This is a genomic window from Pseudomonas sp. A25(2017), from assembly GCF_002001065.1.
In the GTDB taxonomy this organism is placed as follows: domain Bacteria; phylum Pseudomonadota; class Gammaproteobacteria; order Pseudomonadales; family Pseudomonadaceae; genus Aquipseudomonas; species Aquipseudomonas kilonensis.
The window spans coordinates 13522-39859 of the sequence record NZ_MUOA01000128.1; the positions used below are offsets into that span (position 1 = coordinate 13522).

A 26338-nucleotide genomic window follows, 5' to 3' on the forward strand; every position below is an offset into this window, starting at 1 on the left:
TCAGGCTTTGGGGCTGCTCCGCAGCCCAGCGGGGATAAATCCCCTCGCCACAAGGTCCGCTATGTTCCAGGTCACAGGGAACGAGATCAGCCTTCAACCGGCGGAATATGCCCAAACAACGCCTGGGCAAACGCCACGCGCTCTTCCACGGTTTCGGTAACGCCGCGGGCCTTGAGTTCTTCCAGGTGGGCTTCCACCGCGTGGGTGCGCAAGGTCAGGCCGCAGTCGTTGGCGATCTGGATGTTCAGGCCTGGCCGGGCGTTCAATTCCAGGATCAACGGGCCTTTTTCCTGGTCCAGCACCATGTCGACGCCGATGTAGCCCAGCCCGCACAGCTCATAGCAACCGGCGGCCAGTTTCATGAAACCGTCCCAGTAGGGCAGTTGCACGCCGTCCACCGCGTTGGTGGTGTCGGGGTGTTTGGTGATGATGTTGTTCAGCCAGGTACCGCGCAGGGTCAGGCCGGTGGCGAGGTCGACGCCCACGCCGATGGCGCCCTGGTGCAGGTTGGCCTTGCCGCCGGACTGGCGGGTTGGCAAGCGCAGCATGGCCATCACCGGATAGCCCATCAGCACGATGATGCGGATGTCCGGCACGCCTTCGTAGCTGATGCTCTTGAAGATCTGGTCCGGCGTCACGCGGTACTCGATCAGCGCCCGGTCACGGTGCCCGCCCAAGGAGTACAGGCCGGTGAGGATGCTGGAGACATGGTGCTCGATTTCCTCATGGCTGATGATCTTGCCGGACACCGTGCGATAGCGGCCTTCGAAGCGGTCGGCGATGACGATGATGCCGTCGCCGCCAGCGCCCTGGGCCGGCTTGATCACGAAGTCGGTGCGCCCGCCGATGATCTCGTCGAGCTTGTCGATTTCCTTTTCGGTGGAGATCACCCCGTACAGCTCCGGCACATGAATGCCGGCGGCGATTGCCCGTTCCTTGGTGATGATCTTGTCATCGACGATGGGGTACAGGCTGCGCTTGTTGTACTTGAGCACGTAGTCGGCGTTACGCCGGTTGATGCCCATGATGCCCCGGGCTTCCAGGGCCTTCCAGGTCTTCCAGAAGCCGAACATCAGGAGTCTGCCTTGAGGAAGGCCTTGAACCGCACCAGCTCGGTCAGGCGGTAGCCGCGATAACGACCCATGGCCAGCATGAAGCCCACCAGGATCAGCAGGATCGCCGGGAAAGTGAACACGAAGTACACCAGTTCCGGCACGCTCATGATCAGGTGCGCCAGGGACGCGGCGAACAAGGTGCCGATGGCGACTTTCATCGCGTGGCCGGCGCCGCGTTCTTCCCAGGTGATGGACAGGCGTTCGATGGTCATGGTCAGGATCACCATCGGGAACAGCGCTACCGACAAGCCGCGTTCCAGGCCCAGCTTATGGCTGAACAGGCTGATGGCGGCGATCAGCACCACCACGAACGTCAGCACCACCGAGAGCCTGGGCAGCATTTGCAGCTTGAGGTGCTCCAGGTACGAACGCAGCGACAGGCCCAGCGTGGTGATCACCGTGAACAGGATGATGCCGAAGCCCAGTTGGGTTTCGCGGAAGGCCAGGGCGATCAGTACAGGGGTGAAGGTCCCGAGGGTTTGCAGGCCGATCAGGTTGCGCAGGATCAGGATGACCAGCACGCCGATCGGGATCATGACCATGATCATGAAGGTTTGCTGGGTCTGCAGCGGCAGGCCGTAGAGTGAGTATTCGAGGAAGTTGGCGTCGGTGTTCTCGTCCGTCAGCTTGGCCAGGCGAATGGCGTTCATTTCGCTGTTGTTCATGCTGAAGGTGACGGTGGCTTTCTTGCCGCCATCGACGGTGATCAGGTTTTCATCGCCGGTCCACCACAACAGGCGGTCGGTGGGCAGGCCTTGTTCGCCGGAGTCCGGGTTGAAATACAGCCAGTCGGTGCCGTTGAAACTGCGCAGCCACAGTTCAGGGGCCTGCGGTTGGTCGGCCACCAGGCGGATGGTGTGGACCTTTTCCACCGGCACGTGGGCGATGGACAGCACCAGTTCAACGATGCGTGCCTTGTTGGCCGACGAAGGATCACCGGCCAGCAACAGCTTGACGTTGTCGTCGTTGAGGTTGTTGACCCGCTTGATGGCTTCGCTGATGAACGTCTCGACGTCGGCCGAGTGCTGGCGGATCGGTGCGAGCAGGGCTTCGGCGGCGAGTTTCTCCGGGCCTTCGACGGCAATGCTGTCGCGGAAGGTCGGGCCCTTGACCTTGGTTTTCTCGGCGCTGTAGCGCTTGGTCAGCACCAGGCGGTAATACAGGGTCTGGTTGCCCTTGGCGCGACGGGCCGACCACGTCACCTTGCGGTTACCGTCAACCCGGTTCACCGCCACGCCGTAATTGTTGGAAATGAAACTCTCGTTGAGGCTCACGTAGTCGCGGCTCAGCGGTGGCACGAACATCTGGATCTTCACCGGATCCTTGGCGTTGGGCACGAACTCGACCTTGGCGTCGATGTTCCACAAGTCGTCGGTGGCGTCTTCGGTGACCGGGATGCCGAGCACGAAAATCTGATAGGCCGTCACCGACAGGCCCAGCACCACCAGGATGGCGATCAGCATTTTCAGATGGAGGGTAAGGGAGCGCATTGGAATTACTCTGCGGTTTGAGCGGCATTGGCGCAGGCGGGTTTGCCGGCAGCGTATTTAAGACTGGGGTCGACCAGCGCGTCGAAGCGCTTGAGCGCCTCGGAACCGATCAGCAACGGGTATTGGAAGGCGCTACGGTCGGTCAGGTTCACTTCGATGCTGCGCAGGGCCGAGCCCATGCAGATGTCCAGTTCGATGACCGGTCGGGCCGTGTATTTCTTGCCTTCTTCCGGGTCGTAGTCACCGGCGCGGCGCTTGATCTTGCTGACCCGGGCCAGCGGACGTTCGATGGGGTGCGAGTGGGCCGCGTCAATGGCCAGGTAAAAGCGCACCCAGGATTCGCCATTGCGCTTGAAGCGCTTGATGTCCCGGGCGCTGAGGGACGCGGTCTTGGCGCCGGTGTCCAGCTTTGCGGCGACCTCCAGGTCGATGCCCTGCAGGGCGGCGTATTCGTTGAGGCCGTACACGGTTTTTTCACCCGCCACGGCAAGCCCCGGCAGGCACATGAAATAAAGAACAGCGGTGAAGGGCTTGAGTGTCATAGATCCTGGTGCGCAGCGTTCCGTTTATCGGTTCAGGCCCTGGCATTACTGCACAAGCTCCCTGGGCAGCCTTCCCTATATAAAAGGAGAGCGGCAAATCGCGCGGCATTCTAGCACGGTGGTTTTCTGACGCCACCGCTGGCCGGAGGCTACGACGCATTCAAACGAGCGGTTATGTCGGGTGGGCTTATTAGACGATTGTCGACAATGTTGATTTTTACTTTGACCTTAACGCTGCTATTGGTTAGTTTTTGCCGTATTGATTTGAAAGGTGTCTACAATATGCTCGATCAGCTCGAAACCCCGGTGATCGCCCAGGACGATTCGGAGACCCTGTCCGAGAACGTCTTCCGACGTATCCAGGCCGCCATCGTCAAAGGCGAGATCGCCCCCGGCAGCAAGATCTCCGAGCCTGAGCTGGCGCGCACCTACGGCATCAGTCGCGGGCCGCTGCGCGAGGCGATTCACCGCCTGGAAGGCCAGCGCCTGCTGGTGCGGGTGCCTCACGTCGGTGCCCGGGTGGTGTCGCTGAGCCATGCCGAGCTGCTGGAACTCTACGAAATCCGTGAATCCCTCGAAGGCATGGCCTGCCGCCTGGCGGCCGAACGCATGACCCTGGAAGAAATCGACGAGCTGCGCCGGGTGCTGGAAACCCACGAGCGCGATGCGGCGTTCCAGGCCGGTGTCGGTTATTACCAGCAGGAAGGCGATTTCGACTTTCATTACCGGATCATCCAGGGCAGCGGCAACCGCACCCTGACGCAGATGCTCTGCGGCGAGCTGTACCAACTGGTGCGCATGTACCGCATCCAGTTTTCCACCACGCCCAACCGTCCGCGCCAGGCCTTTGCCGAGCACCACCGGATTCTAGACGCCATCGCCGACCGTGACGGCGAACTGGCTGAATTATTGATGCGCCGGCACATCGGTGCGTCCAAACGCAACATTGCGCGTCATTTCCAGGACAGCGCCGCCACTGAACGAGGTGAGTCATGAGTTCCAGCAAGAGCACGCCAGGCCAGCGTTTCCGCGATGCGGTCGCCACCGAGCATCCGCTGCAAGTGGTGGGCACGATCAACGCCAACCACGCGCTGCTGGCCAAACGCGCCGGTTTCAAGGCGATCTACCTGTCGGGCGGCGGTGTGGCGGCCGGCTCCCTCGGCGTGCCGGACCTGGGCATCACCGGCCTGGATGACGTGCTGACCGATGTGCGCCGTATCACCGACGTGTGCGACCTGCCGCTGCTGGTGGACGTGGACACCGGTTTCGGTTCCTCGGCGTTCAACGTGGCGCGCACGGTCAAGTCGATGATCAAGTTCGGCGCGGCGGCCATCCATATCGAGGACCAGGTCGGTGCCAAGCGTTGCGGCCATCGCCCGAACAAGGAAATCGTCTCGCAGCAAGAGATGGTCGACCGCATCAAGGCCGCCGTCGATGCCCGCACCGATGACAGCTTCGTGATCATGGCCCGTACCGATGCCCTGGCGGTGGAAGGCTTGGAATCAGCCCTGGACCGCGCCGCGGCCTGCATCGAGGCCGGTGCCGACATGATTTTCCCGGAGGCCATCACCGAGCTTGAGATGTACAAGCTGTTCGCCAGCCGCGTGAAAGCACCGATCCTGGCCAACATCACCGAATTCGGCGCGACCCCGCTGTACACCACCGAACAGCTGGCCGGTGCCGACGTGTCCCTGGTGCTCTACCCGTTGTCGGCCTTCCGGGCCATGAACAAGGCGGCCGAGAACGTCTACACCGCGATCCGCCGCGACGGCACGCAACAGAATGTCATCGACACCATGCAGACCCGCATGGAGCTTTACGATCGCATCGACTACCACACCTTCGAGCAGAAGCTCGATGCGTTGTTCGCGGCGAAAAAATGAAAAGATCGCAGCCTCGCTTCGCTCGACAGCTCCTCGTAGGAGCTGTGTAGGAGCTGTCGAGTGCAACGAGGCTGCGATCTGTTTCCCCCAATCTCTACAAATCTAAAAACTGGAGACAGCAAATGGCCGAAGCAAAAGTACTCAGTGGCGCCGGGCTCCGCGGCCAGGTGGCCGGGCAAACCGCATTGTCCACCGTAGGCCAGTCGGGCGCGGGCCTGACCTATCGCGGCTACGACGTTCGCGACCTGGCGGCAGATGCGCAATTTGAAGAAGTGGCCTACCTGCTGCTGTACGGCGAGCTGCCGACCCAGGCACAGCTGGACGCCTACACCGGTAAACTGCGCCAGTTGCGCGACTTGCCCCAAGCCTTGAAAGAAGTGCTGGAGCGCATTCCCGCCGACGCCCACCCGATGGACGTCATGCGCACCGGCTGCTCGTTCCTGGGCAACCTGGAACCCGAGGAAGACTTTTCCGAGCAGCACGACAAGACCGACCGCCTGCTGGCCGCGTTCCCGGCCATCATGTGCTACTGGTATCGCTTCAGCCACGAAGGCCAGCGCATCGAATGCGTGACCGACGAAGTCTCCATCGGCGGCCATTTCCTGCACCTGCTGCACGGCAAGAAGCCGAGCGAGCTGCACGTCAAGGTGATGAATGTTTCGCTGATCCTCTACGCCGAGCACGAATTCAACGCCTCGACCTTCACCGCCCGGGTCTGCGCCTCCACGCTGTCGGACCTGTTCTCCTGCATCACCGCCGCCATCGGCTCGTTACGCGGCCCGCTGCACGGCGGCGCCAACGAAGCGGCGATGGCAATGATCGAGCGCTTCAGCTCACCGCAGGAAGCCATCGAAGGCACCCTCGGCATGCTGGCGCGCAAGGACAAGATCATGGGCTTCGGTCACGCGATCTATAAGGACAACGACCCGCGCAACGAGGTGATCAAGGGCTGGTCGAAAAAACTCGCCGATGAAGTGGGCGACACGGTGCTGTTCCCGGTTTCCGAAGCCATCGACAAGACCATGTGGGAACAGAAGAAACTGTTCCCCAACGCCGATTTCTACCATGCCTCGGCCTACCACTTCATGGGCATCCCGACCAAGCTGTTCACGCCGATCTTCGTCTGCTCGCGCCTGACCGGCTGGGCCGCCCACGTGTTCGAACAACGCGCCAACAACCGCATCATCCGACCGAGCGCCGAATACACCGGCGTCGAACAGCGCAAGTTCGTGCCAATCGAACAACGCTGAGCTGGAGGGCACTGGCGCTGCAACTGAAGGAACCGAGAACCCCTTGTGGGAGCGGGCTTGCTCGCGAAGACGGACTGACATTCACCATTGATGTCGACTGACACTCCGCATTCGCGAGCAAGCCCGCTCCCACAGGGGAATGTGTTGACTTCAATGGTTGCGCCACCCTTCTGAAACCACCGTGACCCGAGTCCTGACGATGAACACAGAATTTCGCAAACCGCTGCCCGGCACTTCGCTGGATTATTTCGACGTTCGCGAGGCCGTGGATGCCATTCGCCCCGGCGCCTACGACGGCCTGCCGTACACCTCCCGTGTGTTGGCGGAGAACCTGGTGCGGCGCTGCGACCCGGCCACGCTGGGCGAGTCGCTGCTGCAACTGATCGAGCGCAAGCGCGACCTGGACTTCCCGTGGTTCCCGGCCCGCGTGGTGTGCCATGACATTCTCGGCCAGACCGCGCTGGTGGACCTGGCGGGCCTGCGCGACGCCATCGCCTTGCAGGGCGGTGACCCGGCGCAGGTCAACCCGGTGGTGCCGACCCAACTGATCGTCGACCACTCCCTGGCGGTGGAAAGCGGTGGTTCCGACCCGCAAGCCTTCGCCAAGAACCGCGCCATCGAAGACCGGCGCAACGAAGACCGCTTCCACTTCATCAATTGGACCAAGAAGGCCTTCAAGAACGTCGACGTGATTCCGCCGGGCAACGGGATCATGCACCAGATCAACCTGGAAAAGATGTCCCCGGTGATCCAGCAGCGTGACGGCGTGGCGTTCCCCGACACCTGCGTCGGCACCGACAGCCACACGCCCCACGTCGATGCCCTGGGCGTGATCGCCATCGGCGTCGGTGGCCTGGAAGCCGAAAGCGTCATGCTCGGCCGCGCCTCGTGGATGCGCCTGCCGGAAATCATCGGCGTCGAGCTGACCGGCAAGCTGCAACCGGGTATCACCGCCACCGACATGGTGCTGGCGCTGACCGAATTCCTGCGCAAGCAAAAAGTCGTCGGTGCCTGGCTGGAGTTTTTCGGCGAAGGCGCCAGTGCCCTGACCTTGGGCGACCGCGCGACCATTTCCAACATGGCCCCGGAATACGGCGCCACGGCAGCGATGTTCTACATCGACCAGCAAACCATCGATTACTTGAAACTCACCGGGCGCGAAGACGACCAGGTGCGACTGGTCGAGACCTACGCCAAGCAGGCCGGCCTGTGGGCCGACAAGCTCAAGGGCGCGCAATACGAGCGGGGCCTGACCTTCGACCTGTCGTCGGTGGTGCGCAACATGGCAGGTCCGAGCAACCCGCACGCCCGTGTCGCGGTGTCGGATCTGGCTGCCAAAGGCATTTCCGGGCAGTGGGACGATGTGCCGGGGCAAATGCCTGACGGTGCGGTGATCATCGCCGCCATCACCAGTTGCACCAACACCAGCAACCCGCGCAACGTGATCGCCGCCGGCCTGCTGGCGCGCAACGCCAACCGCCTGGGCCTGGTCCGCAAGCCGTGGGTCAAGTCGTCCCTGGCGCCGGGTTCGAAAACCGTGGCGCTGTACCTGGATGAAGCCGGCCTGACGTCCGAACTCGAGACGCTGGGCTTCGGCGTGGTGGGGTTCGCCTGCACCACCTGCAACGGCATGTCCGGTGCGCTGGACCCGGTGATCCAACAGGAAATCATCGACCGCGACCTGTACGCCACCGCCGTGTTGTCGGGCAACCGCAACTTCGACGGGCGTATCCATCCGTACGCCAAGCAGGCGTTCCTTGCGTCGCCGCCGTTGGTGGTCGCTTATGCCATCGCCGGGACCATCCGCTTCGACATCGAGAAGGATGTACTGGGCGTGGTGGACGGACGGGAAATCCGCCTCAAGGACATCTGGCCGAGCGACGAAGAAATCGACGCGGTGGTCAAGGCCTCGGTGAAACCCGAGCAGTTCCGCCAGGTGTACATCCCGATGTTCGCCATCCAGGAAGACACCGGGCCGAAAGTGACGCCGCTGTACGACTGGCGCCCACAAAGCACCTACATCCGTCGTCCGCCGTATTGGGAAGGCGCGCTGGCCGGCGCGCGGCCGCTCAAGGGCATGCGCCCGCTGGCGGTGCTGCCGGACAACATCACCACCGATCACCTGTCGCCGTCCAACGCCATCATGCTGGACAGCGCCGCGGGTGAATACCTGGCGAAAATGGGCCTGCCGGAAGAGGACTTCAACTCCTACGCGACCCACCGCGGCGACCACCTGACCGCGCAACGCGCCACCTTCGCCAACCCGAAACTGTTCAACGAAATGGTCCAGGAAAACGGCAAGGTCAAGCAGGGCTCCCTGGCCCGGGTCGAGCCGGAAGGCAAGGTCATGCGCATGTGGGAAGCCATCGAAACCTACATGGAGCGCAAGCAGCCGCTGATCATCATTGCCGGCGCCGACTACGGCCAGGGTTCGTCCCGGGACTGGGCGGCCAAGGGCGTGCGCCTGGCCGGTGTCGAGGCGATCGCCGCCGAGGGTTTCGAGCGTATCCACCGCACCAACCTGGTGGGCATGGGCGTGTTGCCGCTGGAGTTCAAGCCCGGCACCGATCGCAAGACCCTGGGCATCGACGGTAGTGAAACCTATGACGTGATCGGCGAGCGCACCCCGCGGGCGACGCTGACCCTGGTCATCACTCGCAAGAACGGCGAGCGCGTCGAAGTGCCAGTGACCTGCCGCCTCGATACCGCTGAAGAAGTGTCGATCTATGAAGCCGGGGGCGTGCTGCAACGCTTTGCCCAGGACTTCCTTGAATCGGCGGTTGCCGTCTAAATCACAGCTGCGGACGCCCGGCGTGTCCGCTTGAGGAGCATCATGGCTCACGCACCGCAAATCAGAATTCCCGCTACCTATATGCGTGGCGGCACCAGCAAAGGCGTGTTCTTCAGCCTGCAAGACCTGCCCGAAGCGGCCCGCGTCCCAGGCGCCGCACGGGATGCCTTGTTGCTGCGGGTGATCGGCAGCCCCGACCCGTACGAGAAGCAGATCGATGGCATGGGCGGCGCGACGTCGAGCACCAGCAAGACTGTGATCCTGTCCAAGAGCACCCGGGCCGACCACGACGTCGATTACCTGTTCGGCCAAGTGTCCATCGACAAGCCGTTCGTGGACTGGAGTGGCAACTGCGGCAACCTGTCGGCGGCGGTCGGTTCATTCGCTATCAGCAGTGGTTTGGTGGCGCCTGGCCGTATCCCGCAAAACGGCGTGGCCGTGGTGCGGATCTGGCAGGCCAACATCGGCAAGACCATCATCGCCCATGTGCCGATCACCGACGGCGCGGTGCAGGAAACCGGGGACTTCGAACTCGACGGCGTGACCTTTCCGGCGGCCGAAGTGCAATTGGAATTCATGGACCCGGCCGCCGAGGAAGAGGGCGGTGGCGGTTCGATGTTTCCCACCGGCAATCTGGTGGACGACTTGGAAGTGCCCGGTGTGGGCACCTTCAAGGCGACGCTGATCAACGCCGGGATCCCGACGATTTTCATCAATGCCCGGGACGTCGGTTACACCGGCACCGAACTGCAGGGCGCCATCAACGGCGATCCCAAGGCGTTGGCCATGTTTGAAACCATTCGCGCCCACGGCGCCTTGCGCATGGGCTTGATCAAGCACCTGGACGAAGCCGCCCAGCGCCAGCACACACCGAAAGTGGCGTTCGTCGCGCCGCCGGCGGACTACGTTTCATCCAGCGGAAAAGCCGTGACGGCTGGCGACGTTGACCTGTTGGTACGGGCGCTGTCCATGGGCAAGCTGCACCACGCCATGATGGGCACCGCAGCGGTGGCCATCGGCACCGCCGCGGCGATTTCCGGCACCGTGGTCAACCTCGCGGCTGGCGGCATCGAGCGCAACGCCGTGCGTTTCGGCCACCCCTCCGGCACCCTGCGCGTCGGCGCCGAGGCCAGCCAGGTCAACGGCGAATGGAGCGTGAAAAAAGCCATCATGAGCCGCAGCGCGCGGGTGTTGATGGAAGGGTTTGTGCGGGTGCCGGGGGATGTTTTCTAACTCGATGCTTCAGGAACAATACAAAACCTGTGGGAGCGAGCCTGCTCGCGATGGCGGTGTATCAGTCGACGCCAATGTTGAATGTGCCGACCTCATCGCGAGCAGGCTCGCTCCCACAGGTTGATCGTATTTCTTCCGTCAGTCCGCCGTCAGTGCGGTGACCACCAGTCCTACATTGCTTTCCAGTTCCACCACCGGATCGGCGCCCTCGGTGCCCAACACCAGCAACCGGCTACCTCCCTCTGTGATGGCTGCCTTCAGCGCATCCGAAGGCTGGCGATGATGCAGCACCAGCGCCACGTCATTGTCTTTCAACGTCGCGCTCAACTGCTTGAGGGTTTCGGTTGTCCATTCGGCGTCGGGCCGGGTATCGGTGCTGATTGCGTCCAGGTTGAGCCCGCTGATCAGGTAGCCGAAATGCTCGCTCAGGCTGACCACGCTCAGGTTATCGGCGTTGGCGAGGCGTTTTTCGCTGTCGGCGCTGAGTTTGAGCAGGCGCTGCTTGAGGGTCGCCAGGTTGGCGTCGATCTTCGGTTTGTCCGCCGGGGCCAGGCGCACCAGGTCGGCGGCGATCACGTCGGCCATGCGCCCCAGGTTATGGCTGGCCATCCACGGCTGGCTCGCCAGGCCGTCGGCCATGCCCGGTTGCACGGCGATACCGGGCAGGGCACCGTCCACCGGGCGCGCGGCATCGACTTCGACGATGCGGATATTGCTGCGTCGCGCCATGGGGTACAGCGGATCGTCCGGCCATAGCGAGCGCAGCCCGATCACCCCGTCAGCATCGCTGGCCAGTTTGCTCAACGCCGGCGCGCCACGGCCGGTGAAGTAGGCGCTCTGCCGGGTGCCGGGCAAGTTGGCGGGCGCGGCCCGCTCCAGGCTGACGTCGGTGCCCTTGAGCAAGGCCTCGCCCAATCCGTAGGTGACCGGCAACGATGCCAGCAGCCGGACCTTTTCGCTGGCAAATGATGAGGTGACGGCCACGCCGCACAACGCCACGGCCAGGGTCAGTTGTCGCAATGAAAAAACCATTTATCCAAGATTCCCTTTGAGGCTGGGGACGACACCGCGGGCGATGGCGCTCAGGGCGAAGGCGATGCCGGCCACCAGGATGATCGCAGCGCCGGACGGGATCGGCAGGTCGAACACAATTGGCGCGAGAATCCCGCACAAGGTGCTGACGGTGGCGATCAGCACTGAACACCAGAAAAAGCCTTTCAATGATTGGCTGAGCAGGCGCGCCGCCGCCGCCGGAATCACCAGCAACGCGCCCACCAGAATGGCGCCGATGACTTTCACCGCCGCCACAGTGATCAGCGTCACCAGGATCACGAACAAGTAGTCCAGGGTCTTGACCGCCACCCCGCGCACTGCCGCCAGTTGTGGATTGAAGCTGGCGAGCATGATGCGGTTGTACAGCGGCAAGGCCAGGGCCATCACCAGCGAGCCGACCACCGCCAGCACCAGCAGGTCATTGCCATTGACCGTCAGTACCGAGCCGAACAGTACATTCTCCAGGATGTGCACGTTGATCTTGCCCGCCAGGATCAACAGCAGGCTGGCGCCCAGGGCCAGGGACACCGACAGGAAGACGCCGATCAACGTGTCGGGCGCCAGGCCGGTGCGGTTGCGCAGGTAATTGAGCAGGATGCCGAACAACAGGCAGTAGCCAAACAGGCTGCCGTATGGCCCGGTGTAGGGTTCGCCGAGCAGGATGCCGATGGCCACGCCAGTCAGCGCCGCGTGGCCCACCGCCTCGGAGAAAAACGCGAAGCGCTTGACCACCACCAGCGTGCCGAGACCGCCCAGCACCGGGCCGATCAACAACCCGGCCAGCAAGGCATTGACCACGAACCCATAGGCCAGCGCTTCGGGCAGATAACCGGCCGAAGCCCAGCCCTGGACCATCAGACGAAAGGCTTCATAACTCATCAGGCAGCGCTCCCGTTGGTGCGCGGATGGGTGGAAAACAGCGTCAGCAGGCGTTCTGGAGTCAGGGTCTGGCGGGGCGGGCCGTCGAACAGCACTCGGCGGTTCAGGCCGGTGACACGGTCGGCCAGGCGCCCGACGGCTTCCAGATCATGTTCGATCCACAGCACGGTGATCCCGGCCTGGCGCCAGTCCTGCAGCAACTGCTCGAACACCTGGATACCGGCCTCGTCCAGGGCCGACATCGGTTCATCCAGCACCAGCAGTTGCGGCGAGGGAATCAACCCCTGGGCCAACAACACTCGCTGCCGCTCGCCACCGGACAGCGCGCCCATGCGCCGTTTGCGCTTGTCCTGCATGCCGACCCGCTCCAGGGCCTGGCCAATGGCGCCGGCGTAATGCTTGCTCAAGCCGAGAAAGGCGGGGCGCCGCTGACACATCGCCGCCATGAAATCGTCCACCGTCATGGGCAGGCCCCGGTCGAACTCCAGCGCCTGGGGCACGTAGCCGATCACACCGGGCTCGCCTGGCCATTGCAGGCTCAAGCGTCCCTGGTGCGGCATCTGCCCCAGCAACGTCTTGATCAGCGAACTCTTGCCACCACCATTGGGGCCCACCAAGGCATGGATGCTGCCGGGTTCCACCTGGAATGCCACGCTGTCGAGAATGGTGGTGCGGCCCAGGTTCAGGCTGACGTCGGCGAACTCAATCAAGGGGCCGACGCGCTGCAGGGTGAGGGTTTCCTGGACGGTCATGCGCCAGACTCCTGGATGGCCCGGACCACGGTGTCGAGGTTACCGGCCATTTCCTTTTCGTATTTCTCGGGGCTGTAGTCGCCGTAGGAAATGTGTGAGAGCGGGTACAGCTTCACGCCCGATTCACGCTGGATGGTGTCGACGTAGGTGGACGGGAAATCCATCTCCGAGAAGATCACCTTCACGTCCAGCTCGCGCAGTTGGTCGATGGTTTTCTTCAACTGGCTGGGGCTCGGTTCGATGCCGTGGGCCGGCTCGACCACGGCGGTCACTTCCAGGCCGAATTCGCGCAACAGGTAGTCGTAGGCGGCATGCACCGTGGCGACCCGCAACTCGGCATTGGGGGCCTGGGTCAGCTTCGCCAGGGCAGCGGCGCGCATCTGCCGCAGGCGCTTGCCGTAGGCGCGGGCGTTCTGGGTGTAGGCCTTGGAATTGTCCGGGTCGAGCTTGCCCAACTCCCGGGCGATGTTATTGACCTGGGCGATGGAGGCGCTGATGGACAGGAACGTGTGCGGGTTCACCACCTTGCCTGCGCCACGGGCCGCCGTGCCGGTGGCAGCCAGCAGGGGCACGTTTTCATTGGCCTCGATCACCTTCACGTTCGGGGTTTCGCTGGCAGCGATCATGCGATCGGCGAAGTCGTCGTGGCCCACGCCGTTGAGTACGATCACGTCGAGGCCGCCGATACGCTTGATGTCTTCGGCCCGTGGTTCATAGGCGTGGGGGTTGAAACCGGCCGGGATCAGCGGCACGACCTCGGCCTTGTCGCCGACGATGTTGGCCACATAGCTGTAATAAGGATGCAGGGTGATGCCGATGCGCAGGCGCTTGGCTGTTTCGGCGCTCACCGGCGAGGTGAACAGGCAGGCCAGCAGGCCGATCAGCAGCAGGCGCAGCAAGGGGCGGCGTTGGGATGCAATAGGCATGGGCAAACGGTCTTCTCTCGAATGAAGGCGTGGGGTCAGTGCCGGTGCTGGCGGGTTACGCCGGCATCGAATTGCGCGACGATCTGTTGCCAGCCGGCGGCGGACAAAGCGTCGTCGTCCAGCGCGGTAGGTGTCGCGAGGCCGTTGCTGCGGTTGAGCCAGATGTCCGGCGCGGCGTCGGACGCTTCGCCGATGCGCATCAGAAACGAACCTGCGACGGAAGAATTGGCACTGGCGCCGAAGTAGGCCTGGTCCTGCAGCTGTTGCCAGGCGTGGCCGCCCCGGCTGACAGCGCTGGCGTCCTGGGCGAACGGCGCGAAGCCTTCTTCGGCCAGGGTTTGCGGGCCGGGCAGGGTGGGTTGGTCTTCGCGCAGCAAGCGGATTTCATCCAGGGTCACCCGCAGGTCGGCGTAGATGCCCTGCTCGGCGGCGCTGAGGTCGCGGCGGGCGTCGAGTTGGTTCGAGGCCAGGTGCGTGGTGTCTTCGGCTTTGCCATGCAAGGCCACCACCGATCCGGCCACCAGCACGATGACCAGGCACAGCAGCAACACATACAGGGTTTCATGGCCCGCGCCAGCGGGGCGGATGACTTGAGTCGTGGCGTTGGTCATGGGGCCTCGATGTCGGCTTGGTCGATTTCCACCACGTGGCCGGGGCCGGCGTCGAAGAGCACGTAGAACTCAGCGTCCGGCTTCTTGAAGGTCAGCTTCGAATCGGCACCGAGCTTGCCCGGGACAAGGATGGTCTCGTCATAGCCGATTACGTCCAGGGTCACGCCGGGCGCGCCGCTGCCGTCGGAAAAACCGCCGGTGCATTGGATCTGCTCGGCGTCGATGGCTTTGCATTCGCACATCGGGTTGTGAGCCAGGGCGCTGGTGCTTGCACCGGCGCAGAACAGCAACGCCAGGCCGTTGAATAAGGCGCGGAGGGTCATGGTTTGGGTCCTTGGTTCTTCAGCCAGGCGACGGTGGCCGGGGAGGCCTGGCTCAGGGGAATGGAGGCCTGGTGCATCGAACCGTCCCAACCCTCGAGGGTTATCCACAGTTCGGCATCGGGCTGGGTCTTTGGCGGGACCGGCAACAAGGCGCCCATGCGATAGGGCGAGCCGAAGAAAATGACTCCGGCGGCCCGTAGGCTGCGGGGTTTGCCGATGCGCAGGTAGGTGGCCTTGACCTGTCCGATACAGCGTTCGCACAGGGCCGCGTTGAAATGTTTCATGGGGCCGGCAGGCCCTTGGACGCGTGGGGCTTCGTTGCGAAATTCCGCCAGGCGCAGGCTCCAGGGGCCGACCTGGACTTCGCCGACTTCCCGCTCGCCAAGCCCGGCATCACCGCGCAACAGTGCGGCTTCGGAGAAATATTTGGGCATGAACCCGAGGGGGATCAGCAGCAACAGCACGTTGAGGTGGAAGCGCCATTTATGCCAGAACAGGCCCAGGCGTGACGGTGATGAGGCCGTATTGGACGGATTCACAGGCTGCCCTCCGACGATTCACGGTGAAGGGACGGCTGCAATGCCGGTGCGATTCGGGCTTCACGGCTGGGTTTCTGGCTACGCTTGAAGGCATTGGCGGTGGCCAGGGCCGTGCGTTTGGTCCAGATCAACAGCCCGCTGAGAACCATCATGCTCAGGACCAAACCGAAGAAAAACCAGATGAGCTTGATCCACAGGCCGCCGAAGTCGCCGGTGTGCAACGGGCGCATGGATTCGGTGACGAATTCCAGGGTCGTGCGGTCGGACAGCAGTCGCGAGGCGGCCACGTCACCGTTGTAGGGGTTGATGGTGGCGGTCTGGAACATCAGCGGATACCAACCGCGGCCGCCGACCTCCAGATGGCTGTAGGCATTGCCGGGCAGGCTGATGAAACTTGCTGCCAATCCCGGGATGCGTTGCTGGGCGATTTCGATGGCTCGGTCCAGGTTCAACTGCGGGGGCGGCAGGCCGTCGACGGACAACGGCACGTTTTCACGGGCCACCACCGGGATGACCGGTTCGCTGGAAATGGAGATCTGGTTGTCGCCCAGCAAGGCCTGGATCAGGAACCAGGTGCCGGTGACGGAGATGACCGCGATGAACCAGATCGACCAGATCCCGCTGAGCCGGTGGAAATCACCCCAGAAAATCCGCGCGCCATGGCGAATTCGCAGGGTCGGACGGAAGAAGCCTTTCCAGAAACGCTTGTAGACCACCAGCCCGGTCACCAGGGATGCGAGCAACGGCAGGCCCAGGAACGACACCAGGTACCAGCCCCAACTGTAGCCATTGGTGAATGGCACCAGCCACCAGCCATGCAGGGCGCGGGTGAAGGCCTGGAAGTTGAATGTCGGCGCCGAGCCTTGGATGACGCCGCTGTACGGGTTGACGTAGACCGTGTCGGGGCGTCCGTCGGGGTAGGTCACGCCGACCTCCAGCGCAAAGTGCGACTCGTCCGGGCGGACGATGCTTTGCACCTGGGTTTGCGGCTGGGCGTGCTTGATCGCGGCGATCACCTGGTCATAGCTGAGCAGTTGGGCATCGTCCGAGGGCTTGCTGGCGCGCATTTCCGGGTTGACCAGCCAGACAATCTCCTGGCTGACCACCGCGAGGGTGCCAGTGACGCAAACGATGAGCACGAAAAACCAGATGGGCAATGCCAGCCAGCTATGGACCAGGAACCAGAGTTTGGAGCGGGACTTCTTCGACATGATTGAACGTCTTGATTCGATGAAAGGTTCGGTATTACGGGCTTCGCAATACCGTGAACCGCAAAAAAGCAGACCATGGCTTTTGCCGACGCGGCCTACTGCATCTAATTAAGACGAACGAGCGATCGCAATCCTGAAGGGGAAGATGAAAGAAAATGTTTCGCGTGGTAGGAGCTGCCGAAGGCTGCGATCTTTTGATCTTTTGATCTTTTGATCTTTTGATCTTTTGATCTTTCGCTTGAGGTTCAAGTGACTGGGGAAGATCGCAGCCTCGTTGCACTCGACAGCTCCTACACAGCTCCTACACAGCTCCGACGGGGCGTAACCCCGCGGGAGCAAGGGCAAATCAGCCTTGCTGTTGGAACATCTCCCTGGCCCGTTGCTCGATCTGTTCCTGGCTCAGATCTTCCTTGTGCGTCGCCAGGAACCACAGATGCCCATAGGGATCTTTCAAGGTACCGGTGCGATCGCCGTAGAACTGGTCCTTGACCTCGGAAATCACTGTGCCACCGGCAGCAATGGCCTGGGCAAATGCGCTGTCCACGTCCTCGACATATAAATGCAGGCCGACCGAAGGCGATTGGTCCGGGTTGCTCAGTGGGCCTTGGTCGCAAGGTGTGCCGAGCATGATCGGAAAACCGTTGATCCGCAGTTCGGCATGCCCGATGCCGCCGTCGGGCATGGCCAGGCGCATGACCTCGGTGGCATTGAAGGCTTTTTTGTAGAAGTCGATGGCTTCGGCAGCTTTCTGAATGCCCAGGTAGGGCGTGATGTTATGGAAACCTTCGGGAATGGCTTTGACGCCCATGACGGTTCTCCTTGTTGTTATGGGAGGCGAAGAGAGTCTTCGTCGGTTTTGCGCCCATCCACTATAGGTCAGCTGCCGTGGGCGGGCTCATGTCCCGACGAACGCTTCACGGCGGCTCCAACAGGTGAGCCCCTGGCCCGTGTTTGCCCAGCACATCGCCCTGATTGCGCAGCGGGCAAGCTTCCATCGACAGGCATCCGCAGCCGATGCAGCCGTTGAGTCGATCGCGCAGCGTCACCAATTGGTTGATGCGCTCGTCCAGGTCCCGGCTCCACTGCGCCGACAAGGTCTGCCAGTCGGCGGCCGTTGGGGCACGGTTGTCCGGCAGGTTTTTCAACGCCTCGCCGATTTCCGCCAAGGGAATGCCCAGGCGCTGGGCAACCTTGATCAGCGCCACGCGGCGCAAGACTGCCCGTGAATAGCGACGTTGGTTGCCCTGGTTGCGCGTGCTTTTGATCAGCCCCTTGGATTCATAGAAGTGCAGGGCCGTGACTGCCACGCCGCTGCGGGCGGCCACTTGGCCGACGGTGAGTTCCTTGTGGACATCGATCTGTGCCATCGCTTCAATTCACTGCTTGACCTCAAGTTAACTTTAGGTTTTACCCTGCACGCGTTCGGATCGCAAGATCCGCCTTACGTGCAGAGGGGACCTTTCATGCAATCACCAAGGAACAATCGCAGTTTCACCCAGTTGATGGAATTCGATATCGAGCCGCAATGGCAGCAGGCGCTGGTAACCGCCTTGTCGGAACAAACCGAGCGCCTGGCTCGGGACCACCAGGGGTTCCTGAGTGCCAGTATCCAGGCCAGCGAGGATGGTCGGCGGGTGCTCAACTATTTGCAGTGGCAAACCCGCGAGGCAGGCGAGGCGGCGCTTCAAAGCTTCGAAAGTGGCGAGCAGGATTTCTGGCGGCTGATTCAGGCTCATCGAGCCAAAGCCGTGACGTTCGGCTCCTTCCAAGTGCTGCGCAACATCGAGCGCAGCCTGGACAACGCGCTGCATTGCCAGTTGGTCGGCTGAATGCAGCGGCTGATCTGCAAAGGCAATAGCCACTATCGAGAGGGTTGATTTCTGCCGCGCAGGGCTGGCGGGTAGCCTTTGTTTATCGCCCCACTCCAGAACACCGGACACTTGCCATGAACCGTACCTTTGCTGTTTTGCTGCTGTTGACCGCCACCCTCCTGGGCGGTTGCGCCAGTTCTTCCCCGGAGCTGCGCCCCTACACCGCCGACGAGACCCGCGAACTGGCCCTTGAAGCCTTGAATCGCCGTGGCCTTTCGTTCGATGAGTACCACGCGAAAAAAGCCGAGCTGCTCGGTTCGTCGCAGAAAAACGTGGGTTTCGACGATCAGGGCCAAATGAGTGCCGAGCGGGTCGTGCAACAGCCAGGCCGGTCAAGCTGAGGGACTGTACCGCTTAAAGTTTTGCCCAACTGTCCGTGGGTTTGCGCCAAGGCGTGGGGTAGGGTCATGGCTTGACTGACCTGCCCTGATGGACTGACCTGACATGACCCTTTCGCTTGACCTGCTGCTGGGCTTCGCCCTGTTTGCCCTGGTGACCTCGATCACGCCTGGCCCTAACAACACCATGTTGTTGGCCTCGGGTGTCAATTTCGGTTTCAACCGCACCATTCCTCACATGCTGGGTGTTACCTGCGGCTTCTTTTCCCTGGTGCTGGCGGTGGGCCTTGGTCTCGGCGCGGTGTTCCAGACTTATCCACTGCTCTATACCGCACTGCGCTACATCGGCGCGGCGTACCTGTTGTACCTGGCGTGGAAAATAGCCCACTCCGGCCCGGTTTCGGAAAGCCAGCCGGGGGACAATACGCCGATCAGCTACTGGGGCGCCGCGGCGTTCCAATGGGTCAATCCCAAGGCCTGGATCATGGCCATCGGTGCCATCAGTACGTACACGCCACTCCAGGGTTATTTCTTCAACGTGTTGGTAATTGCGGGGGTGTTTGCCCTGATCAACCTGCCAAGCGTGAGCCTGTGGGTGGTGTGCGGCAGCCTGTTGCGCAACCTGTTGCGTGATCGTCGCTGGCTGCGCCTGTTCAACTGGGGCATGGCGCTGTTGTTGGTCGCTTCGCTGTATCCGTTGTTGCTCGAAAGCATCAGTTGAGGGCTGAGCTTCGCCGCGATGCCTGCTAAGCTCGCTGTTCAGGAGCGTTCCTACGCACTTTTAAACGAAGTCCGACTTCTTTAAGGTCTTTGATCAGGTATTGCTAGTCTCGAACCCAACGAGGGCGCCTGATCCCGGAGCAGGCTCTGCGAGTTTCCTATGAATAAACGTCCTTTGTATTTCGACTACGCCGCCACCACGCCGGTGGATGAGCGGGTCATCCGGGTCATGGTCGAGTGTCTGGGCTTTGACGGCAACTTTGGCAACCCGGCTTCCAGTTCTCATGCCTTCGGCCAGGAGGCCCGGCGCTCGGTGGAACGTGCCCGCCAGCAGGTGGCGCAACTGGTCGGGGCTCAGCCCGAACAGATCGTCTGGACGTCCGGCGCTACCGAATCCAATAACCTGGCCCTCAAAGGGGTGGCCCAGGCGCGCGGTGGTTCCGCCGGCCATGTCATCACCAGTCTGATCGAACACAAGGCGATTCTCGACACGGCGCGCCAGCTTGAAGAGAGCGGCGTTGCGGTGACCTGGCTGGCGCCGGACGCCGAGGGCCTGATCAGTCCGCAAGCGGTTCGCGAGGCGTTGCGTGAAGACACGTTCCTGGTGTCGCTGATGCTGGTGAACAACGAGCTGGGCACCGTCAACGACGTCATCGCCATCGGCGAGATTGTTCGCGAGCACGGCGCGCTGTTTCATGTGGACGCAGCCCAGGGCGCCGGCAAGGTGCAGATCGACCTGTCTCGTTGGCCGGTGGACCTGATGTCTTTTTCCGCGCATAAGATCTACGGCCCCAAGGGCATCGGTGCGCTCTACGTCGGCGACCGTGCCCGGCCACGGTTGTCGGCGCAGATTCACGGCGGTGGGCATGAAGGCGGTTTGCGCTCCGGGACCCTGGCGACCCACCAGATCGCAGCCATGGGCGCCGCATTCGAACTCGCGGCCGAGGCATTCGACGAAGAACTCGCTAAAATCGCCCGGTTGCGCAATCGTTTGCTGGAGCCGCTGCTGGCCTTGCCCGGTGTGCGTATAAACGGCAGTGCGAGCCGTCGGATTCCCCACACGCTGAGCCTGACCTTCAACGAAGGTGAGTTCAACCCGGCGACGTTGGGCGTATCGATTGCATTTTCTGCCACGTCGGCCTGCAATTCGGCGCACAACACCCCGTCCCACGTGCTGCTGGCCCTGGGGCACGATGCGCGTGCGGCCGGGCGGACCATTCGCTTGAGCCTGGGCCGTTTTACCACCGAGCAGGATATCGACGAGGCGGTGCGGCTGATCCAGGCGGCATGCGCGACTGCGCCGGCGTTCTGGGCCACGACCCCATAAGCCGTCTTCGGCATCGAACAACAATATCAATGAGTAGGAGAAACAATGAGCACCGAGCCTTTGCCCCATGGACTGGTTCCCCAGCGCCTGGCCCAAATCCGCCAACTGATGAGCCGAGAGGGCATTCATGCGCTGCTGGTGCCATCGGCCGACCCGCATCTGTCCGAATACATGCCGGGCTATTGGCAGGGACGGCAATGGCTGTCGGGGTTCCACGGCTCGGTGGGTACCTTGATCGTGACCGACAGTTTCGCCGGCGTCTGGGCCGATAGCCGTTATTGGGAGCAGGCCACCAAGGAGCTGGAGGGCAGTGGTATCGAGCTGGTCAAGCTCATTCCCGGCCAGCCCGGCCCCTTGGACTGGCTGGCGGAACAAACGCCTGAGGGTGGAGTGGTCGCCGTTGACGGTGCGGTCATGGCCGTGGCGTCGGCTCGCACCCTGGGCGGCAAGCTTGCGGAACGCGGCGCGCGGTTGCGTACCGACATCGATCTGCTCAAGGCAGTCTGGAGCGATCGCCCAAGCTTGCCGGATCAGCCGGTCTATGCCCATTTGCCTCCCCAGGCGACCGTCAGCCGGGTCGAGAAACTCGCCAAGCTGCGCGAAGCCCTCAAGGAGCGCGGTGCCGACTGGCATTTCATCGCCACGCTGGATGACATCGCCTGGTTGTTCAACCTGCGCGGCGCGGATGTGTCGTTCAACCCCGTGTTCGTCTCCTTCGCCTTGATCAGCCAGCAACAGGCAACACTGTTCGTGGCCCTGGACAAGGTTGACGCAGCGCTGCGTGCCGTTCTTGAACAGGACGGCGTGACCCTGCGAGATTACAGCGAAGCCGCCACCGCGTTGCGTGAAGTGCCAGACGGTGCGAGCCTGCAGATCGATCCGGCGCGGGTGACGGTCGGCTTGCTGGATAACCTGGGCAGCGGCGTGAAGCTGGTGGAAGGTCTCAATCCAACGACGCTGGCCAAGTCTCGCAAAAGCCTGGCCGATGCCGAACACATCCGTCGGGCCATGGAGCAGGATGGCGCGGCGCTCTGTGAGTTCTTCGCCTGGCTGGAAGGGGCCTGGGGGCGCGAGCGCATCACCGAATTGACCATCGACGAGCACCTGACCGCCGCCCGCACGCGCCGGCCGGACTTCGTCTCCCTGAGTTTCAACACCATCGCCGCCTTTAACGCCAACGGCGCGATGCCTCATTACCACGCCACGGAAGAAGCCCATGCGGTCATCGAAGGTGATGGCTTGTTGCTGATCGATTCCGGCGGCCAGTACTTGGGGGGCACCACCGACATCACTCGCATGGTACCGGTTGGCACACCCACTGCTGAGCAGAAACGTGATTGCACGCGCGTGCTCAAGGGCGTGATTGCCCTGTCCCGGGCCAAATTCCCGCGGGGCATTCTTTCGCCGTTGCTGGATGCTATCGCCCGTGCACCGATCTGGGCGGAGCAGGTGGATTACGGCCACGGCACCGGCCATGGCGTCGGCTATTTCCTCAATGTCCACGAAGGCCCGCAGGTGATTGCCTATCAAGCCGCTGCCGCGCCGCAGACGGCGATGCAGGCAGGCATGATCACCTCCATCGAACCGGGCACTTATCGTCCCGGTCGCTGGGGGGTGCGCATCGAGAACCTGGTGTTGAATCGTGAAGCCGGAAGCAGCGAGTTCGGCGAGTTCCTTGAGTTTGAAACCCTGACCCTGTGCCCGATCGACACCCGCTGCCTGGAACCTTCGCTGCTGACCCAGGACGAAAAAGATTGCTTCAACGCCTACCACGCCGAGGTTCAGCGTCGCTTGAGCCCGTTGCTGGACGGTGACGCACTGCAATGGCTCAACACGCGAACGATGGCAATTTGAAGTAGAGGATCAGGCGAGGGCTTCACGGACGAAGTCCAACCGATCCTGGCCGAAGAACAACTCGTTGCCGACAAACATGCTCGGGGCGCCGAACACGCCCCGTGCGATGGCTTCTTCAGTGGTGGTCTTGAGTGCTTGCTTGACCTGCTCGTCGTTCGTCAAGGCCAGCACATAGTCGGCATCGAAGCCGCCCTCGTTCAGGACCGCTGCGACAGTCGTCGGGTCATTGAGATTGCGGCCGTCCACCCAAAAGGCACGGAACAGGCAATCGACGAAGGCCTCGAAGCGTTCAGGTTGGCGCAACTGCATGCCAGTCACCGCGCGCATCAGTTGCAGTGTATTGATGGGGAAGTGTGGATTGAACTGGAACGCAACGCCGTAGCGCTTGGCGAAGCGATTCAGATCCTTGAACAGGTAAGGGTTCTTGGCCGGCACTGTCGCCGGTGATGCATTGCCGGTTGCCTTGAAGACGCCGCCCAATAACATCGGACGATAGATCAGCTGGCTGTTGGTCTGCGCGCACAGCGTCGGCAATTGGGTATAGGCCAGGTACGTGGTCGGGCTGCCGAAATCGAAGTAAAACTCCACCGATTTGCTCATGGGATCTGCTCTCTTGTTGTTGTGAGGGGAGGGTTTACCAGCGCTCGCTCCAGGGCCGCAGGTCCAGTTCGAAGGTCCAGGCGTCGCGGGGTTGGCTGTGCAGGTACCAGTAATTGTCGGCGATGTGTTCAGGGTTCAGGATGCCGTCCTGATCCTTGGTGGCATATTTTTCCGGGAAATTATCGCGGATGAAGTCGGTGTCGATGGCGCCGTCCACCACCACATGGGCCACATGAATATTCAGCGGCCCCAGTTCACGGGCCATGCTCTGGGCCAATGCCCGGATGCCATGCTTGGCGCCTGCGAATGCGGCGAACCCCGAAGCGCCGCGCAATCCCGCCGTTGCCCCAGTAAACAGGATCGTCCCGCGCTGGCGCTTGACCATGCGCTTGGCCACTTCCCGCGCATTGAGAAAACCTGAGAAACAGGCCATCTCCCAAATCTTGAAATACTTGCGCGCGGTTTCTTCAAGGATGCTGCAGGGGACGTTGGCGCCGATGTTGAACACAAAGGCTTCAATCGGGCCGATCTGGTTCTCGATTTGCTCGATGAGTGCGATCACGTCGTCTTCTTTGCGCGCGTCACAGGCAAACCCGTGGGCTTCGCCGCCTTGGGCGCGGATTCCAGCCACTAGAGGCTCGAGTTTGTCGGCGCTGCGGCGGGTAACGCAGGCAACAAAACCTTCCTGCGCAAAGCGTTTGGCAATCGCTCCGCCGGTGGCATCGCCCGCGCCGACAACCAGTACGACCTTCTTGTTATTCATGGTTAGCCTCATTGGTAAACGATCGTTAGCTAAACGGACGTTATGCTAAGATCCGGCAAGCGTCAAGGTGAGCAATCAGGGGCAGGACCATGCGATATTCAGCCAATCACAAAATGGAAACCCGCGAGAAACTGCTCGCCAGCAGTGCCGTCTCTGCCAAGAAGTCGGGGTTCTCCACGGTCGGTGTCGATGGCTTGATGAAAGCGATCGGGTTGAGCGGCGGTGCGTTTTATAGCCACTTCTCATCGAAGGATGAGCTTTTCAAGGCCATTGTCGAGCGGGAATTGGCCCAAAGCCTGGATCGTCTGAGTGGCGACGGTGCCATGGACTCAATGAAGCTGGAGCGCTGCCTCAAGCAGTACCTGAGCATGAGCCACGTTGAGCAGCCCGAAGCCGGGTGTGCGTTGCCGGTGCTGGGTGCCGAGATCGCGCGATCGGATGTCCAGGTGAGGGAGGCGGCGCAAACGTGGATCTGTCGTTTGCACGAAAGCTGGGCGCGGATATTGGGAAGCGACAGTCTGGCCTGGGCCATCCTGTCTCAATGCGTGGGGGCGTTGGTTGTTGCGCGGATGCTGGTCACGCCGCAGGTCCAGCGTGACGTCCTCAAGTCCAGTCATGAGGAGATTAGGCGCCGAATGGCCGAGCAAGGGCTCGACTGACGTGGCCTATTTGCAGATGACGATCATGCTGCGGCTGGTATAACCGGCGGGATTGAGCCCGAAGGGATAATCCCCGGGTTCTTCGACGGCGTCGCCGGACTTTGCAATGACCTTGTAACCCTTGGGCGCGCATGAGTTGGCGGCACTGGCGGCGCACTGGTCCCAGGATGAGGACAGGCCGGAGCAATTGATGTGCAGGCCTTTTTTACCGCGCTTGACTTCAGTTTTCGATGTTGCCGCACAGCCCGCTACTGCAAGTACGGCGATCAGTATCAAAATTCGTTTCATTCCCGTCCTTATGATCGTCGTGGATCTTGTGTCCACGTACGATTGTGTTCGCTCTGGCGTGAAGCGTTCATGACGTCCTGTATGAAAAAATCCATGTCTGACATTGGGTTACTGGCCTAAACATGGCCTAAATGCGCGGCAAATACCAGACCTTCGTTAAATCCTGCTTCAATCTGCCGCGACGGCAGGCTTCGCGGTGTTGGCCATGGTCAGCGTTGCGCCAACCGACGCCAGGATGATGCAGGTAATGGCTAACCATTGGGCCAGGGACAAGTACTCCTGCAGAAAGACCAGCCCCGACAGGGCCGCGACTGCCGGTTCGATGCTCATCAGAGTGCCGAAAGTGCGGGCTGGCATTCGGGTCAGGGAGATCATTTCCAGGGTATAGGGCAGAGCCGTAGACAGAATGGCGACGCCGATGGCGATTGGAATCAGGCTCGGTGTGAGCAGTGCGGCGCCTGCGTGCACAATCCCAATCGGTGCGACGAACAGGGCGGCGATCATCACCCCCAGTGCGGCGGTTTGCACACCATTGTCCGCGCCAGCCTTCTGGCCAAACAGGATGTACAACGCCCAGCAAACACCTGCGCCCAGCGCATAGCCGGCTCCAAGCAGGTCAATACCGGCATTGGTCGCTCCGGTCGGTATAAGCAGAAGCAGGCCAGCGACTGCCAGGGCGATCCAGAGAAAGTCGATTGCCCGGCGTGAGGCGTAAATGGCAACTGCCAGAGGCCCGGTGAACTCCAGTGCCACGGCAATACCCAGTGGAACGGTACGAACCGACATATAGAAGAGAAAGTTCATGCCGCCCAACGCCATCCCGTAAACGATCACCGTGCGCAGGGATTGGGCGGTGAGCTTGGCGCGCCAGGGGCGTAGCAACAACAGCATGATGAGGCTGGCAAAAATGAGTCGCAGCGTCGTAGTGCCCTGTGCGCCCACTACCGGGAACATGCTTTTGGCGAGGGAGGCTCCCGATTGGATGGAGGCCATGGCTATTAATAGCAGGGCAACCGGATACAGGGTGGAGGCCAGGCTGCGATGTGGAGGGGGTGTCATTACGAAGTGTCGTCCAGAATAAAGGCGGGGGAGGCTGCGTTGAGCAGTATATTGCGCATGTGCGACGATTCCGTCTATATACCGGGCAGATTTAAGTGTGGTGTCGGGCTCAAGATAGAAAAATCAAATTAAGGGTTGACGGCAGATTCTGGAAGTCTATAATTCGCCCCACTTCCGGCGCAGTCGAAACGGAAAACTCCTTGAGATTCAATGAGTTAAGTAAGTTTCGAAGGTGTTGGGCTTCAGGTCATCGAGGCCCGG

At 62.0% G+C, this 26338-nt stretch carries 28 protein-coding genes; 11 read left to right on the forward strand and 17 right to left on the reverse strand.

The window, feature by feature from the left end; genetic code table 11:
* Positions 1 to 86: 86 nt before the first annotated feature.
* Genes B0E42_RS28440 through B0E42_RS28450 form a run of 3 tightly spaced genes read right to left on the reverse strand, consistent with a single transcriptional unit; the run spans position 87 to position 3147 of the window.
* Complete coding sequence (locus B0E42_RS28440) at positions 87 to 1073, reverse strand: alpha-L-glutamate ligase-like protein (protein WP_013693958.1); 987 nt, start codon at positions 1071 to 1073, stop codon at positions 87 to 89.
* Positions 1073 to 2605, reverse strand: a complete 1533-nt coding sequence (locus tag B0E42_RS28445; protein WP_024616592.1) for an inactive transglutaminase family protein — start codon at positions 2603 to 2605, stop codon at positions 1073 to 1075. Before B0E42_RS28445 ends, B0E42_RS28440 begins: the two co-directional genes overlap by 1 nt.
* A gap of 5 nt (positions 2606 to 2610) precedes the next feature.
* A complete protein-coding gene (locus B0E42_RS28450; protein WP_018600248.1) occupies positions 2611 to 3147 on the reverse strand; it encodes an ATP-dependent zinc protease in 537 nt (178 codons plus the stop codon).
* Positions 3148 to 3429: 282 nt separating this feature from the next.
* Here B0E42_RS28450 and B0E42_RS28455 point away from each other — a divergent pair, with 282 nt between their 5' ends.
* From B0E42_RS28455 to prpF, 5 genes are all read left to right on the forward strand, one after another.
* Positions 3430 to 4143, forward strand: coding sequence for a GntR family transcriptional regulator (locus B0E42_RS28455; protein WP_077508656.1), 714 nt, complete (start codon positions 3430 to 3432; stop codon positions 4141 to 4143).
* Positions 4140 to 5030 (forward strand): methylisocitrate lyase, encoded by an 891-nt coding sequence (prpB, locus tag B0E42_RS28460; RefSeq protein ID WP_003204061.1) that lies wholly within the window; start codon positions 4140 to 4142, stop codon positions 5028 to 5030. Before B0E42_RS28455 ends, prpB begins: the two co-directional genes overlap by 4 nt.
* A 122-nt stretch (positions 5031 to 5152) precedes the next feature.
* Positions 5153 to 6280 carry a 2-methylcitrate synthase gene (gene prpC / locus B0E42_RS28465; protein ID WP_013693956.1) on the forward strand — a complete coding sequence of 376 codons (1128 nt, stop codon included), beginning with the start codon at positions 5153 to 5155 and terminating at the stop codon, positions 6278 to 6280.
* Between the two features lie 199 nt (positions 6281 to 6479).
* Positions 6480 to 9071 (forward strand): Fe/S-dependent 2-methylisocitrate dehydratase AcnD, encoded by a 2592-nt coding sequence (gene acnD, locus B0E42_RS28470; RefSeq protein ID WP_053180787.1) that lies wholly within the window; start codon positions 6480 to 6482, stop codon positions 9069 to 9071.
* A gap of 42 nt (positions 9072 to 9113) precedes the next feature.
* A complete protein-coding gene (gene prpF / locus B0E42_RS28475; protein WP_077508658.1) occupies positions 9114 to 10304 on the forward strand; it encodes a 2-methylaconitate cis-trans isomerase PrpF in 1191 nt (396 codons plus the stop codon).
* A 138-nt stretch (positions 10305 to 10442) separates the two neighbouring features.
* Here the strand turns inward: prpF and B0E42_RS28480 are convergent, their stop codons facing one another.
* The 10 genes from B0E42_RS28480 to soxR form a co-directional block, all read right to left on the reverse strand.
* The gene (locus B0E42_RS28480; protein ID WP_077508660.1) at positions 10443 to 11336 is read right to left on the reverse strand and encodes a metal ABC transporter solute-binding protein, Zn/Mn family; all 894 of its coding nucleotides are present in this window, start codon (positions 11334 to 11336) and stop codon (positions 10443 to 10445) included.
* The gene (locus tag B0E42_RS28485) at positions 11337 to 12236 is read right to left on the reverse strand and encodes a metal ABC transporter permease (protein ID WP_077508662.1); all 900 of its coding nucleotides are present in this window, start codon (positions 12234 to 12236) and stop codon (positions 11337 to 11339) included. It lies immediately after the preceding gene.
* Complete coding sequence (locus tag B0E42_RS28490) at positions 12236 to 12988, reverse strand: metal ABC transporter ATP-binding protein (protein WP_053180781.1); 753 nt, start codon at positions 12986 to 12988, stop codon at positions 12236 to 12238. Before B0E42_RS28490 ends, B0E42_RS28485 begins: the two co-directional genes overlap by 1 nt.
* A complete protein-coding gene (locus B0E42_RS28495; RefSeq protein WP_077508664.1) occupies positions 12985 to 13914 on the reverse strand; it encodes a metal ABC transporter substrate-binding protein in 930 nt (309 codons plus the stop codon). Before B0E42_RS28495 ends, B0E42_RS28490 begins: the two co-directional genes overlap by 4 nt.
* Before the next feature lie 35 nt (positions 13915 to 13949).
* Complete coding sequence (locus B0E42_RS28500) at positions 13950 to 14525, reverse strand: DUF6162 family protein (protein ID WP_077508666.1); 576 nt, start codon at positions 14523 to 14525, stop codon at positions 13950 to 13952.
* Positions 14522 to 14848 (reverse strand): hypothetical protein, encoded by a 327-nt coding sequence (locus tag B0E42_RS28505; protein ID WP_014339410.1) that lies wholly within the window; start codon positions 14846 to 14848, stop codon positions 14522 to 14524. Before B0E42_RS28505 ends, B0E42_RS28500 begins: the two co-directional genes overlap by 4 nt.
* Positions 14845 to 15387 carry a thiamine pyrophosphate-binding protein gene (locus B0E42_RS28510; protein WP_077508668.1) on the reverse strand — a complete coding sequence of 181 codons (543 nt, stop codon included), beginning with the start codon at positions 15385 to 15387 and terminating at the stop codon, positions 14845 to 14847. The genes B0E42_RS28505 and B0E42_RS28510 overlap by 4 nt, the downstream gene beginning before the upstream one ends.
* Complete coding sequence (locus B0E42_RS28515; protein ID WP_077508670.1) at positions 15384 to 16598, reverse strand: PepSY domain-containing protein; 1215 nt, start codon at positions 16596 to 16598, stop codon at positions 15384 to 15386. The genes B0E42_RS28510 and B0E42_RS28515 overlap by 4 nt, the downstream gene beginning before the upstream one ends.
* A gap of 346 nt (positions 16599 to 16944) precedes the next feature.
* Complete coding sequence (locus B0E42_RS28520) at positions 16945 to 17406, reverse strand: VOC family protein (protein ID WP_077508672.1); 462 nt, start codon at positions 17404 to 17406, stop codon at positions 16945 to 16947.
* 106 nt (positions 17407 to 17512) lie between these two features.
* On the reverse strand, positions 17513 to 17965 hold the full coding sequence (gene soxR, locus B0E42_RS28525) for a redox-sensitive transcriptional activator SoxR (RefSeq protein ID WP_018600277.1): 453 nt from the start codon (positions 17963 to 17965) through the stop codon (positions 17513 to 17515).
* 96 nt (positions 17966 to 18061) lie between these two features.
* Here soxR and B0E42_RS28530 point away from each other — a divergent pair, with 96 nt between their 5' ends.
* The 5 genes from B0E42_RS28530 to B0E42_RS28550 all read left to right on the forward strand — a co-directional run bounded on the left by B0E42_RS28530 (position 18062) and on the right by B0E42_RS28550 (position 22708).
* The gene (locus B0E42_RS28530) at positions 18062 to 18427 is read left to right on the forward strand and encodes an antibiotic biosynthesis monooxygenase (RefSeq protein ID WP_018600279.1); all 366 of its coding nucleotides are present in this window, start codon (positions 18062 to 18064) and stop codon (positions 18425 to 18427) included.
* Positions 18428 to 18543: 116 nt separating this feature from the next.
* Entirely contained in the window at positions 18544 to 18810 is a 267-nt protein-coding gene (locus tag B0E42_RS28535; protein WP_018600280.1) for a hypothetical protein, read from the forward strand.
* 103 nt (positions 18811 to 18913) lie between these two features.
* Positions 18914 to 19528, forward strand: a complete 615-nt coding sequence (locus B0E42_RS28540; protein ID WP_018600282.1) for a LysE family translocator — start codon at positions 18914 to 18916, stop codon at positions 19526 to 19528.
* Positions 19529 to 19687: 159 nt separating this feature from the next.
* Positions 19688 to 20854: a cysteine desulfurase family protein gene (locus B0E42_RS28545; protein WP_053180772.1), complete on the forward strand. Its 1167-nt coding sequence runs from the start codon at positions 19688 to 19690 to the stop codon at positions 20852 to 20854.
* A gap of 45 nt (positions 20855 to 20899) precedes the next feature.
* The gene (locus B0E42_RS28550) at positions 20900 to 22708 is read left to right on the forward strand and encodes an aminopeptidase P family protein (protein WP_018600285.1); all 1809 of its coding nucleotides are present in this window, start codon (positions 20900 to 20902) and stop codon (positions 22706 to 22708) included.
* A 9-nt stretch (positions 22709 to 22717) separates the two neighbouring features.
* Here B0E42_RS28550 and B0E42_RS28555 read toward each other — a convergent pair whose 3' ends face one another.
* Both B0E42_RS28555 and B0E42_RS28560 read right to left on the reverse strand, forming a co-directional pair.
* Positions 22718 to 23308, reverse strand: a complete 591-nt coding sequence (locus tag B0E42_RS28555; RefSeq protein ID WP_018600287.1) for a 2-hydroxychromene-2-carboxylate isomerase — start codon at positions 23306 to 23308, stop codon at positions 22718 to 22720.
* A 34-nt stretch (positions 23309 to 23342) separates the two neighbouring features.
* A complete protein-coding gene (locus B0E42_RS28560) occupies positions 23343 to 24071 on the reverse strand; it encodes an SDR family oxidoreductase (protein WP_018600289.1) in 729 nt (242 codons plus the stop codon).
* Positions 24072 to 24160: 89 nt separating this feature from the next.
* On the opposite strand from B0E42_RS28560, the gene B0E42_RS28565 reads away from it, so the two are divergent.
* Positions 24161 to 24730: a TetR/AcrR family transcriptional regulator gene (locus B0E42_RS28565; RefSeq protein ID WP_018600292.1), complete on the forward strand. Its 570-nt coding sequence runs from the start codon at positions 24161 to 24163 to the stop codon at positions 24728 to 24730.
* A gap of 6 nt (positions 24731 to 24736) precedes the next feature.
* Here B0E42_RS28565 and B0E42_RS28570 read toward each other — a convergent pair whose 3' ends face one another.
* On the reverse strand, positions 24737 to 25018 hold the full coding sequence (locus tag B0E42_RS28570) for a hypothetical protein (RefSeq protein ID WP_014337379.1): 282 nt from the start codon (positions 25016 to 25018) through the stop codon (positions 24737 to 24739).
* Positions 25019 to 25186: 168 nt separating this feature from the next.
* Positions 25187 to 26077, reverse strand: a complete 891-nt coding sequence (rhtA, locus tag B0E42_RS28575) for a threonine/homoserine exporter RhtA (protein WP_018600297.1) — start codon at positions 26075 to 26077, stop codon at positions 25187 to 25189.
* Positions 26078 to 26338: the final 261 nt, after the last annotated feature.